This window comes from Nitrospiraceae bacterium (assembly GCA_019637075.1).
Lineage (GTDB): Bacteria > Nitrospirota > Nitrospiria > Nitrospirales > Nitrospiraceae > JAHBWI01.
The window spans coordinates 132,804-145,867 of record JAHBWI010000004.1 but is presented as its reverse complement, the minus strand read 5'-3'; the positions used below and the strand labels follow the sequence as shown (position 1 = coordinate 145,867).

11 protein-coding genes are annotated in these 13,064 nt (G+C 62.2%); all 11 read right to left on the bottom strand.

All coding sequences use genetic code 11. The features are described 5' to 3' along the window. Window positions 1-215 precede the first annotated feature (215 nt). The gene (locus KF814_11865) at window positions 216-2,918 is read right to left on the bottom strand and encodes a sensor histidine kinase KdpD (protein MBX3236841.1); all 2,703 of its coding nucleotides are present in this window, start codon (window positions 2,916-2,918) and stop codon (window positions 216-218) included. Window positions 2,919-3,075: 157 nt separating this feature from the next. Further along, complete coding sequence (locus KF814_11860; GenBank protein ID MBX3236840.1) at window positions 3,076-3,549, bottom strand: DUF1566 domain-containing protein; 474 nt, start codon at window positions 3,547-3,549, stop codon at window positions 3,076-3,078. A gap of 77 nt (window positions 3,550-3,626) precedes the next feature. Next, window positions 3,627-4,211, bottom strand: coding sequence for a hypothetical protein (locus tag KF814_11855; GenBank protein MBX3236839.1), 585 nt, complete (start codon window positions 4,209-4,211; stop codon window positions 3,627-3,629). After that, window positions 4,212-5,171 carry a site-2 protease family protein gene (locus KF814_11850; protein MBX3236838.1) on the bottom strand — a complete coding sequence of 320 codons (960 nt, stop codon included), beginning with the start codon at window positions 5,169-5,171 and terminating at the stop codon, window positions 4,212-4,214. 57 nt (window positions 5,172-5,228) lie between these two features. Beyond that, the gene (locus KF814_11845; protein MBX3236837.1) at window positions 5,229-6,062 is read right to left on the bottom strand and encodes an MBL fold metallo-hydrolase; all 834 of its coding nucleotides are present in this window, start codon (window positions 6,060-6,062) and stop codon (window positions 5,229-5,231) included. Window positions 6,063-6,169: 107 nt separating this feature from the next. Further along, window positions 6,170-6,676 carry a macro domain-containing protein gene (locus KF814_11840; GenBank protein MBX3236836.1) on the bottom strand — a complete coding sequence of 169 codons (507 nt, stop codon included), beginning with the start codon at window positions 6,674-6,676 and terminating at the stop codon, window positions 6,170-6,172. A gap of 553 nt (window positions 6,677-7,229) precedes the next feature. After that, a complete protein-coding gene (locus tag KF814_11835; protein MBX3236835.1) occupies window positions 7,230-8,735 on the bottom strand; it encodes an insulinase family protein in 1,506 nt (501 codons plus the stop codon). After that, window positions 8,732-10,309, bottom strand: a complete 1,578-nt coding sequence (locus KF814_11830; GenBank protein MBX3236834.1) for an insulinase family protein — start codon at window positions 10,307-10,309, stop codon at window positions 8,732-8,734. Before KF814_11830 ends, KF814_11835 begins: the two co-directional genes overlap by 4 nt. Window positions 10,310-10,353: 44 nt before the next feature. Next, complete coding sequence (locus tag KF814_11825) at window positions 10,354-11,001, bottom strand: HAD-IA family hydrolase (GenBank protein MBX3236833.1); 648 nt, start codon at window positions 10,999-11,001, stop codon at window positions 10,354-10,356. Then, window positions 10,998-11,561, bottom strand: coding sequence for a hypothetical protein (locus tag KF814_11820; protein MBX3236832.1), 564 nt, complete (start codon window positions 11,559-11,561; stop codon window positions 10,998-11,000). Before KF814_11820 ends, KF814_11825 begins: the two co-directional genes overlap by 4 nt. 3 nt (window positions 11,562-11,564) lie before the next feature. Then, a complete protein-coding gene (gene pyk / locus KF814_11815; GenBank protein MBX3236831.1) occupies window positions 11,565-13,028 on the bottom strand; it encodes a pyruvate kinase in 1,464 nt (487 codons plus the stop codon). Window positions 13,029-13,064: the final 36 nt, after the last annotated feature.

Sequence of the window (13,064 nt, the reverse complement as noted above, 5' to 3'; positions counted from 1 at the left end):
AGCTGTATCAAGACGGGATACATATTCCAGAACAGGGCCGCAATCCGCCGAAACCCCTCCTTGCCCACGGACAATTCGATGAGCCGGAAACCGTTCGCCGGGAATGACGGACGAACAAATCGTCTCAGGTCCGGCTCATCGTTCTCTAGTAATACCGAGGCAGCTTGGGCCATTGAATCGAATCGGAACGGCCGGATGCTGCCGACCTGACGGACCTACAGAGAACGAACCTCCATCGACTCGGAAGCGGCAGCCGGCTGTCGCTCGGTCAGTGGAATCGTGAATCGGAACATCGTGCCCCGGCCTACCCGGTTCTCAGCCCAAATACGTCCGCCGTGTGCCTCGACGATGCCCCGGCAAATCGTCAATCCCAGCCCCACCCCGCCCTCGCGACTCCGCTGGAGCCGGTAGAATTTTTCGAAGATACGCTCCTCTTCACCAGGCGGCAAGCCAGGCCCCCGATCCGCCACCTCAACCACAACTTCACGATCCCCGGCGGATGCGGAGAGTTCGATCGGTGTCCCCGGCGGCCCATACTTGATTGCGTTCTCCATTAGGTTGATCACCACCTGTTCCATCAACCCCGTATCCACATTGACCAGCGGAAGGTCCGGTGGGATCTTGGTGTCGAGGGCATGGTCCCGCAATCGGCTTCTCAACCGCCCGACAGCCGCGCCGACGACTTCGTCCAACGGAATCCACTCCCGCTTCAACTGCACCGCTCCCGTCTCGAGCCGCATCATCTCCAGCAAATTTCGCAACAACCGATCCAACCGGTCCCCTTCCTCGTAGATGGACCGCGCCAGTTCATGCTTCGAGGCGGCATCGACACGTCCCGAGTCGTCCAACAGGTCGCTGGCCGCGCCGGTAATTGTGGCCAGCGGCGTGCGTAAGTCATGAGACACCGAGCTGAGAAGGACGTTCCGCATGCGCTCCGTTTCCGCTTGGACATGGGCGCGCTGCGCTTCTTCCGATAAATTCGTACGTTCGATCGCCAGCGCGGTTTGGTTGACCAAGGACTCGAGCAGATGCAATTGCTCCGGATCCAACAACAGCTGAGGCTGTTCGGGACGGACAGCCACCACTCCGATGGCGCCGGTCGAGCCGACCAGCGGAAGATACAGGGCATTGGATTCCGGTAACGTATCCGTCCCCAGCCCCGCCCGCTCGCCGTGGTCGTAGACCCACTGCGCGACACCCATTTCCGTCGGATCGAACTCGAAGAACAACTGTTCCCCTCGCTGCAACTGCAACCGCCGCTCCCGGTCGGCCAGGAACATCGCGACCTGGCTATCGAAGACGTCACGCAGATGCTTGGCCGCCACGTTGGCAAGCGTCGAGGCTCCGCGATGGGTGGCGAGATCACGGCTCATGGCATAGAGCACGCCGGTGCGCCGTTCGCGGTATCGCGCCGTTTCCACCTGCCGTCCGATCCGTACCGCGAGATTGCTGATCACCAAGGCCACGCTGAGCATGACGGCGAAGGTGAGCAGGTATTGAATGTCCGTCACCGCGAACGAGAAGTAGGGCGGCACGAAAAAGAAATCGAAGGTTGCGACGCTCAACAACGACGCCAGCACCGAAGGCCCACGCCCGCACCGAACCGCCACCAATACCACACCCAGCAGATACACCATGATGAGATTGGCCGACCCGAAAGAGGGAAACATCACCCAAGCCACGGTCGTGGACAGCGCCACCCCGAGGCCGGCCGCTCCGTAGGTGGACCAATTGCTGGTCCGCTGAAAAGTCCGCCTGACGAGGGAACGGCCTTCCCCCGCCTCTCCCGTGATGACATAGATGTCGGTGTCGCCGCTGCAATGTACGAGCTCGGAGACGACGGAGCCGTAGATCCATTCTTTCCACCAGGGACGCACGGGTTTTCCAACGATGATTTTGGTGACGTTCCGGCTGCGGGCGAAAGTGAGCAGTTCCTGCGCGACTTGGTCACCGGTCAAGGTTACCGTCTCGGCCCCGAGCTTTTCGGCCAACCGCAGCGTCTCCACCACGCGGCTTCGTTCCTCGTCGGACAACGTCAGGTGACGAGGCGTTTGAACGTAGACGGCGATCCACTTGGCGTGCAATCCGGCCGCCATTTGGCACGCGGCCCTGACCAACCTCGGCCCCCGCGGTTTGAGATTCACACAGACCATGATCGTCTCGGTGGCCGGCCACGTCTGCACCACCGAGTGGTCACGGCGGTACACTTCTATTTGCTGGTCGACCCGTTCCGCCGTCCGGCGCAGCGCGAGCTCGCGCAATGCGAGCAAATTGCCCTTGGCGAAGAATTTCTGGAGGGTGTGTTGCACCTGTTCCGGCACATAGACCTTGCCGTCTTTCAAGCGCTGAAGCAGATCGTCGGGCGGGAGATCGATCAATTCCACGTCATCCGCCCGTTCGAGCACGGAATCGGGGACGGTGTCGCGTACACGAACGCCCGTGATCTGTGTGATCACGTCGTTCAAGCTCTCCAGATGCTGCACGTTGACGGTGGTGTAGACGGTGATGCCGGCGCTCAACAGTTCCTGCACGTCCTGCCAGCGCTTGGCATGCCGTAGGCCCGGCGCGTTCGTATGCGCCAGTTCGTCGACCAGGATGATCGTGGGGCGACGGGCGAGGGCCGCGTCCAAGTCGAACTCGGCGAGCGTCTTTCCCCGGCCCTCGACGGAGCGAAGCGGCAAGAGTTCGAGCCCGCTCACCAGGGCCGCGGTGTCGGCGCGCCCGTGCGTGTCGACCACGCCGATGAGCACGTCGGCGCCGTCGGCCTGCTGCTCATGCGCGGCCTGAAGCATCGCGTAGGTCTTACCGACGCCGGCCGTCGCGCCGAAAAAAATCTTCAGCTTTCCGCGGATGCGCTCGGCCTTTTCGGCTTGCACCCGCTTGAACAGCCTATCGGGTTCAGGGCCTGTGACATCCATACAAATCCCCGCATCCGGTGTCTGGTCGGCTTCATTCTATGAAGGGGTGGATACGACGTCAATGCGGGGTACCCGCGAAACGCGGTCTGAGGTTATCGACCTGGATGTAAGAACGGAGCAACAATCCGATGAAAAGGTGAACGGGGTTTGGGAAAGCTTACCGGTTGACCTGCCCGAGCACGCACCAGAGACGGCGCGTACCCGACTTCTGATCGGTCACGGCCTGACCGGAGAAGAAGCTCTGTTGCCAAGCCACGATATCGTCGGTGGGATGCGGCGTCGCAGTCCAGTAGATGCCGGACCGGATATTGCGGAAGGGATGTCCCTGTGGGAGCGACGGATCCTGCTGCTCGGAATCGACCAGCGTCTTGATCTCCTCAATGCTTGGGGCTCGCCACCCCTTCTGGCCGCCCACGGTCTTGGTGGCGCAGCGCGCGACCGACTTGTCCCACACGTCGAAAACGTAATCCGGTTCCCGCTCCCAGATCAAACCGGTTTTCTGGTCCTTCACCGCTTCGCCGTCGAATTGCAGGACGAACCGCGAGGTGGCTTCGTCGGCGAATGCGGAACCGGTCCAGCACAGGGCCGGCAGCAGAATCGATGCCAGGAGTGTGTCGCGCCAGGATCGCATGGCGGCCCCAGTGTGCACGATGCACGCAGCCTTTGCAACGGCGGTGACACCCGACAAGGGGTGAAGCAGGTGCTGCCTTACCAATCGAGCCGCTGGTACTGCCGACCCAGGAGCCAGGCGCCCCACATCAGCGCAATCATCATCAACAAGGTACCGAAGCCGTACGAGAGATGGGCCAATCGATGGTCGTACTCGAGCCAGCCCAACAGCGTGAGGAGGTTGTTCCAATCGTGCGCATCGACTTCCTTGCCGGTGAATCCACCCAGCAGCAAGAGGTCCAACGCCCTGGCATCGTTGATATAGGGCGCGAGGTCCATGAAATTTTCCGCCGTCCACCAGAGCGCGACCGAAGCGCCGAACGGATCGCGCGTCTTGACGAGAAAGGTCACGAGGCACACGACCGGCATGAGGATTTGACCGAGACTTCCGCCCAGGATCGTCATGAACTCTCCGAACGGCATGAAGAGCAGATGGCCCGCTTCATGGAACGGCAGGTTGATCAAATGCAAGAACGACTCGCCGGTGTAGTTGGTTTCGAGCGGGGTCGTGATGAAGCGCCAGCCCCAAGCGGCCAACAGCAGGAAGACCAGCACGCGGCCCGCAAAATAGAAAGGATTGACGGATTCTTCGACGGTGGAGAGGAGTTCCTTCAACTGCGCCATTCAGCGCAGGATAAAGGGTTCCCACGAGAAGGTCACGAGAAAGATGCCAAGCGCGAGCCAGCCCACGATCCGCCGGCCGCGCCCCAAGCTCCGCTGAGGGTTCAAGACCGGAGGATGGGCCAGCCCCATCATGCCGGCGAGCCCCACCCAGAGAAACCACCCCTTCCACCCCAGCCAGCCAAAGAGTAAGAGAATCGGTACGATCGCCACGGCCAAGCTGCGCTGCCGCTCTCCCCACAGCGCATAGGCGACGTGGCCGCCGTCCAATTGGCCGATCGGGAGGAGATTCAACGACGTAATGAACAGACCGAACCAAGCGGCAAACCCGATGGGATGGAGGATCACATCTGCGGTCGGAGGCAAGGGACCGATCACCAACCAGGAAATGAATTGCAACAACAGCGGTTCACCCAAATGGAGGCCGTAGCCCGGCTGTAACGGCACGACGGTGGACAGCCGAAGCCCGACGACCAACGCGAGGACCGCTACCACGAATCCGGCAATCGGCCCGGCTACGCCGATATCGAACAAGGCTCGCCGATCGGTGACAGGCCCGCGCATGCGGATGATGGCCCCGAAGGTCCCGACAAAATGGGGCGGCCCCGGGATGAACAGAGGCAACGAAGTCGGGACGCGATGGATGCGGGACAGGACATAGTGTCCCAGCTCATGCGTGATCAGAATTCCCAACAGCGTGGCGGCGAAGGGAATTCCGCTCAACAGCACCGTGGGATCGTTGCTTAAAAAGGCCCAGGCCCCCACGAGGGGATTGGTATTCGTTTGATAGGCACCGGCCCAGAGCGTGGTGAAAATCGTGAGGAGCAACAGACCCAAGGGAAGCAGCACGGACGAGAAGAACGAGGGCGGGTCGTCCTCCTCCTCATCGTCATCCGGCGCCTTGTCGAGCACGGCCGGTTGGAGGACCGGGACCGGGCGTGGATCACCGTGAGGCGCATGCAGGGAACCGGAAGGAGGAAGATCCGTCTCGTCCCGATTCACCGATCGGCCTCCGTCGCGTTACTGAAAGAAGGGATTGTGGACCAGTTCTTCGCGAACGGTGGTGGCGGGGCCGTGACCGGGAAAGAGGCAGGTCTCATGGGATAATTTCAACACACGTCGCCGCACGGATTCCAGATGGGTCGCATACAGGCCGGCCGGGTTGGAACGGCCGATGGACCCAGCAAAGAGCGTATCCCCCACGAAGCAGAGCGGACGGTCGGCCTGATCGACTCGATAGCAAATGCCCCCCGGCGTATGGCCCGGCGTGGTCAGGAACGTGATGGTCAGCCCGCCGACGGTGACCGTCCCACCATCCTGAGGAGTAGAAAGCAGCTCCGCCGGAGGGCGCCAGCCGAGCAGATCGAGGTCGCCAGGGCCAAGATAGACCGGCACCCGCGTGCTGTGCAGGAGATCCTCGATACCTTCGGCATGGTCGGAGTGGCCGTGCGTCAGACAGATCGCCCGCAGGCGAAGCCCCTTCTCCGCCAACACCCGCATCATGCCTTTTGGATCGTAGGCCGTATCGATCATCACGGCCTCACCCCGGTCGTGCACAATATAGCCCTTCACCTCATAGCCGCCGATCGATCCCAACACCGTTTCCACATGGGGCACGGCGGCAGGAACGCCGCTCGGCGTCCAACCCTCGACAACCTGCTCCAACGGTTCGGGACGCAGACCCAACGCATGGGCCACGGCACGAACCTGTTCCTTCCGGCGAGGCGCATGGCCCCGCTCCAGGTCTCCCAGGTCCGATTCGGTCAAGCCGCTCGCGCGCGCGACCTCGGCCACCGTCCGCTGCTGGCCCGTCCTCGCCTTCTTGATGATGTCGCTAAGTTCGTCTTCTAACATGAGAGTTTAAGCAAAAGGCTCATAGCATGTGGCGTATGGTCCGGACTAATCACACTTAGGTCACGTGCGACCGGCCATTAGCGATCTGCTCTTGTGCGTGCCATTCGCTACAAGCCATACGCGATAAGCTGCTTCCTCCAGGCTTGTACCATGTTCGGGTCGACATCGACCAGCAACACCACCCGCAAGGACCTGGGCGCAAACTGCTTGATCGCATCGATCATGTGACGGGCCGCCTCCTCGGCCGAGACGCCGCCGACACCGGTGCCCATGCCGGGAATGGCGACCGAAGCAAATCCCCGGACGTCGGCCATTCGCAAGGCCGCCGATGTGGCCAAGGATGCATGGTGAGCCGGAATCAGCATGCTCGGCTCCGTCATCGTCGGCGCGTGGATGATGCCCTTGAACTTGGTGTTCCCACCGGACGTCAGCACCGCCTGTCCGACAGGAATAGGCGCCTGCTTACGAGCCTCATCCTCGACGACAGACCCCGCCGCGCGCTTGATGACGCCGGCCACGCCTCCGCCCATCATGCCATAACTGTTGGCGGCATTCACGATGACTTCGGCGTCGACATCCAAAATGCTGCCGTGAATGACATCAAAATTCATCATGCTGATACCGGCAACTTCACCTTTATAGAAAAGGAAGGGAGCACCACATGGTGGTGACGCACGTACTACCTCGGGCTTAGCCCTTGTCCTCTCCCGGCATCACCATACAGGCTGGATGCGGGTGGCGGGCGGGGGATCGCCGCAGCGGCAACTGCCGTAGGGATAGCTGATCACTGAAGCAGGTGCCGGCATCGTGACATCGTCACGGTCTCAGAGGCGCCTGCGTCGATGGCCTCCAGCGCCTGGGCGGCCAGCCTGAGCCGAACGCGTTGCGGCGTCCTCGCGCCCGGCATCCGCGTCCAGCCATCCCTCTTTCTCGTCTCTCACGCAGCTCCGGAAGCTCCTTGTAGCGGCCGGGACCCAACGGGGGGCTCGGCCAGCCATCGCGGGCAGCTGGTATCGGTGGATGGACCATCGAGCAGGCAACGGCCTTGCGACGGAGTCGCAGCCCCAGAGGAGCCTGCGCTCAATCGGCACAATGCTTCAAACGGTCGTTGCCGAACCTCGCATGATGGCTGGCCGAGCCCCCCCGTTCGGTCCCGGCCGCCCCCTTTCACCCTTCCGGTGCCAGCTTTATCTCTTTAACTTCTCCGAAACTCGCCAGCACTTTCGACAGCACCTCACCTGATCCGACTGCCAAGATCCGCAGCCGTTCCGGGTTGAAATGTTTCCGCGCCGCCTGCTGCAGATCTTCCTTGGTCAGCTTCACGACCTTGTCGCGGATTTGCTGCAGCCAGTCTTTCGGCAACCCGTCGTATTCCAGGTCCATCAACCGCGCCACAATGCTCGAGGCACTGGTGAACGAAAACACGAACGAGTTCACGTAGGCTTCCTTGGCTTCTTCGAGCTCGGCATCGGTCACCGGCTCGTTGCGCAGCCGTTCCATGTTTGCGACAAAGCGATTCACAACCTCCTGCGTGGAGGCAAGTTTCGTTTCAGCCCGCATCAACCACACGCCCTGGTCATGGACACCGGCACGGATGCCGCTGCCGACCGAATAGGCCAAGCCGCGCTTCGTGCGGACGTCGTTGAACAGCCGGCTGCGGAAGGAACTGCCGCCCAGGATATCGTTCGCGATCGAGAGCGCAACATAGTCGGGATCCGTCTCGCGGAGCGACAAGTGCCCCACCCGCAAATGCGTTTGCGACGTTTCCTTGTTGATGAACCGTACTGCGCCGGCCTGCGTCTCACCCGTCGCCACGTCGGGAATCTTCAACTCCGGAACCGTTCCCTTGGCCCAATCGCCGAACACCTCGCGCAGCAGCGCCAACATCGCGCCCTTCTCGAAGTCACCGGTGACGCCGAGGATGATTCCGTTCGGATGGACGGTTTGTTTATGGAAGGCCAGCAGGTCTTCCTGCGTGATGGCGCGAATCGACGCAGGCGACGTTTCACGGGCGCTTGGATGTGCCGCTCCATAGAGTAGCTTGCCGAACTCACGTCCCGCGATCGAACCTGGATTATCCTGCCGCCGCCGGATGCCCTCGATGGCTTGCAGCTTGGCCAGTTCGACACGCCCTTGGTCAAATGCCGGCGTCCGGAGCAGGTCGGCGAAGATCTGCAGCCCGCGTTTGAGATCCTTCGTCAGCACGTCGAGCGACGCCGAACCGGACTCCTTGCCGAACCCGACCGAGACGTTCGCCGCGAGCCGTTCCAGCTCCTCGTCGACCTCGTCCGCCGACATCTTGGCCGTGCCGCCGGTGCGCATGACCGAACCTGTGAGGCCGGCCAGTCCCACCTTGTCGGCCGGGTCGAGCCAGCTGCCGGTCTTGAGCGTGGCGTTCACGGTCACCAGGGGCAGCTCGTGGTCTTCCAAGAGATAGACGACCATCCCGTTATCCAAGACCACCCGATCGGCATCTGGCGGCTTGAAGTCGACGGTGGGAAACCGCATGGTCCGCGGATCGCCGGAGGCCTGATCGGCCGCGAGCCCCACGAATGACTGCATCACCAGCAAGACCACGACCGCCACGCTTGCCAACCGCGCCCGCATCTGTTGCATTCGCTCTGCCCTCGCTTCACGCTTCACGAGATACGCTTCACCAACTTGCTGTGTCATCGCGCCACCTCACTCGCTGCCGCGACTTTCTTGTCCGAAGGTTTCTTCACCAGCACGCCCACCGTCCGGTTCGACTTGGTGAGGTATTGCGACGCCACCCGCTGTACATCGGCCGGCGTGACCGCCGCGATCTTCCCGCGGGCCTCGAGCACGTAGCGCCAGGTCCCGGCCACCGTCTGATAGAACGACAATTGCGACGCGAGCCCGCTGTTGGACCGCAACGAGCGGACCAGGTCCGCATCAAGCCCGTTGAGCACGCGCTCGAATTCTTTCGGAGAAACCGGCTCGGTCTTCAACCGTTCCAGTTCTTCATAGACGGCGGCTTCCACTTCCGCCGTGGTGTGAGGCGCCAACGGCGTGGCAGCCAGCACGAAGAGGTTCGGCGCGCGTACGCCCGGATAGTTGGTGTCGGACATGACGCCGGCCGCGAGGCGCTTGTCGCGCACGAGCTTGCTGTAGAGCCGTGAGGTCATGCCTTCCGTCAACACCGCATCGATCACGTCGAACACGAAATCGTCCGGATGACCGATCGTGGGTTTGTGATAGCCCATGGCCACGGCCGGCTCCGCGTCGAACTCCACTTCCACGCGACGCTCCCCCCGCTGCGGCGGCTCTTCGGTGACCAACGGCAGAATCGGCGGCGCCGCCGGAATCTTGCCGAATGTCGACTCGATCAGCGCGATGACTTCCTTCGGATTGATGTCCCCCACGATTGCGACTGTGGCATTGTTGGGACCATAGTACGTCTTGAAGAAGGCCTCCGTCGCCGCCGGCGTCAGCGAGAGGATGTCCGACCCCCAACCGATCGTCGGCACGCCATACTGATGCGCCTGAAACGCCGTCGAGGTGAATGTTTCATACAGCAGGCCGTTAGGGCTGTCGTCGGTCCGCAACCGGCGCTCTTCCATCACCACACCGCGCTCCTTATAAAACTCGCGCAGCACGGGGTGGGCCATGCGATCCGATTCCAATGCGGCCCACAGGGGCAACCGGTTCGCCGGCAAGCTGATCACATAGCGGGTGATGTCCTTGCCCGTCGAGGCGTTCAACCCAACCCCGCCGTGCCGCTGGTAGAGCATGGCCATCTCGTTGCCGACCACGTACTGGCCTGCCTGCTCCTGCAATTCCTTGAACCGATGGTGCAACGCTTCCAGTTCCTTCGAAGGCGCGGGGGACTTGCCGGTGAGTTGTGCCTGCGCCGCCTCCTCGCGTTCGCGGCTTTCCAGCTCAGTCCCGACCTTGGTCAGTTCCTCGAGCACCGCCTCTTCCTTCGCAAAGTCCCTCGTCCCGACCGTCCTGGTGCCCTTGAAGGCCATGTGCTCGTAGAGATGCGCCAATCCCGTCTGGCCGACCTGTTCGTTGATGCCGCCGACGCCGAAGGTCATGTTGATGCTCACGACCGGCGTCTGGTGCCGCTCGACCATCAATACGGTCATCCCGTTGCCCAGCTTATGCTCGATCACCCGATCGGCCAAGTTGGAGGATTCCGCCGATGCCAGGCTGCCAAAGCTGAGGCTGAACAGAAAAAGCGCGACAAAGGAGAAGGCTCTGGCCCCGCACGACACACCCTTCATCCTGTCGAGAGACGCTTCACGAAATACGATCGACGGTTTTGCGTTCATTTAAAAATCTCCATCAGTTCTTCCGGCCGTTCGATGAACCAATCCGGCTTACAGGCGACCATGCGCTCGCGATTACCCATGCCGTACCCCACGGCACAGACTCGGATGCCGGCATTGTGCCCTCCGTTGATGTCGTTCGTGCTGTCGCCGATCAACACCGCCCGGTCTTTGTCCACCCCCAACTGCTCCAACACATGGAGCAACATACCAGGTTCCGGCTTGAGGCCGAACCCATTGTCGCCGCCGACGACGAACTTGAAGTGGTGCTGCCCCAGCCCCTTGAGAATGACGTTGGTGTACTCCAGCGATTTGTTCGTCGCGACGGCTTTGGACTTGTCGGCGAAGTGCCCGAGCATGGTCTCGATGCCGGGATAGAACGCCGTGCGATCGAGACAATGCGCGAGGTAGTGCCCCCGGAACACCCGCAGGGCCTCGTCGTAGAGCGAGGGATCGGCCTCGCCCACCGCCAACCGCAGCAATTTTTTCACGCCGTCGCCGACGAAGCCGAAGATCTCCTCCTGCGGCCGTTCCGGCACACCCAATTCCCGGAGCGTCAGGTTGACGCTTTCAGCAATATCCCACTTCGACTCGATCAGCGTCCCGTCCAAGTCGAAGATCAAGAGATCCACAGCGGTGCGTTTCATTCCTTCGCCTTTCGCAATTCCTGCTGCAGCGTCGTGAGCGCCGCGCGCCTGGTTTCATCCCGCTCATCCAATATCGATTGCCGCACGAAATTCAACATGCGCTTCTGTCCCACATGCGGGGGCAGCACCGGTTCCATAATTTTCCACCGCGCGCCCTGAAGCTTCAGGCGCACGCGGACTTCTTCCGTGCTCGGTTCCGGCACAAACCCGGCCGTCTCCAGGTACAGGTAACCGAGGACCCGGAACTCGACCGGGACCACCACTTCCATCTTATCCACGATGTCCCATTTTCGGAAATCGTCTGGGACGGTAAACCCGTCGATCACAACGATCTTGCCCCAGGTCGGTTCTTCCTTCCAATCGATGAACGAGGCCAGGGCGTCGAACGAGGCTGCATCGAGCCGGACGCCTTTGTTGTCCAACGCGAAATACTTCTCCACGACCTTGGCGGGGGAATGGGTGCCGGCGTTCGTCTGCGCAAACGACGGGGAAGCACCGCCGAATGCCCATGCGGCAACCAGCGCAGCCCCCATCCATAGGAGGAATGACCTTCTTTGCATGCGTCAGCCGACTTTATGCAGTTTCATGAGATTGGTTCCGCCCGGCTGGCCGATGCGGGTGCCGGACAGAATGACGATGCGCTGCCCTGCCGTGACAAGCCCCTCCGCCTTCAGGCGGCGTTCGGCTTCGTCGACACGCTCGTCGGTATTGGAGATCTGCGGCATCGTATAGGGTCGCACGCCCCAATATAGCGCCATCCGCTGTCTGACGGGCACAAAAGGCGTAAAGGCCAGGATCGGTGCGGAAGGCCGCTGTTTCGAGACCAGCCGCGCGGTCATACCCCGCTCGCTGAAGGCGACGATGGCGCTGGCGCCCGTGGCCGCAGCCGCCGTGGAGGCGGCAGTAGAGACGGCCTCCGGGAACGAGACCAGTTCGCCGTCCGGCTGCCCGCGCCGGACAAAACTCGGCTCCGTCTCGACCTCCGCCGCCCGCACGATTCGATCCATGATTCGGACGACCTCGACGGGGTACTGCCCCACCGCCGTTTCCGCCGACAACATCACGGCATCGGTCCCATCGAACACGGCATTGGCCACATCCGAGGCTTCCGCCCTGGTCGGTCTGATATGGTGCGTCATCGATTCGAGCATTTGCGTGGCCGTGATCACCAGACAACGGCGCCGGTTGGCACTGGCAATAATCCGCTTCTGCAGAACCGGTACGGCCTCCGGCCCCAATTCGACGCCCAAGTCGCCCCGGGCGATCATCACTCCATCGGCCTGTTCCAAGATGTCAGCCAGAGCGACCACCGCTTCCTGACGTTCGATTTTGGCAATGACCGGCACATTGCCGCCGCATTCTTGGATCATGCGTTTCGCGGCAACGACGTCCTCCGGCCCCCGCACGAACGACAGGGCGATGTAATCGACGTCTTGCGCAACCCCGAATCGAATATCTTCCCGGTCCTTCTCCGTCAGCGTCGGCGCGCTGACTTGTGTGCCGGGTAAATTGATGCCCTTGTGCGAGGTCACGCGCCCGCCGATCGTCACCGAACAGAGCACCGCCCCTTCGACGATGCGCTGCGCCTGCAACTCCACGAGCCCGTCGTCGATCAGAATTCTTGCTCCGGGCCGCACATCGCGGGTCAATTGCTGGTACGTGACGGGCAATTCCGGAACGTCGTCGGACGGCCGCGCCGCGCGCGCGCCGATCTGCCCGCCCGATCGCAAGGCCATCGTGCGCAATCGCACCTGCCGGCCCGCCACCAGTTCCACGCCTTCCTCGGGCAATTCACCGACCCGAATGCGGGGTCCCTGCAAATCCTGAATGATGGAAACCGCGACGCCGCGCTGCTCCGCCGCCTGCCGGACCGCTTTGATCGCCCGCCCATGCGATTCGTGCGTCCCGTGCGAGAAGTTCAACCGGGCCGCGTCCATGCCGGCAGCGATCAGCTGATCCAGCGTGTCCTGTCGCTCACTCGCCGGGCCGATCGTGCAGACGATCTTGGCTTTGCGCATGGTCGGCACCGAGCACTCCGATCGGAAACGGCTGTCACAATCTGC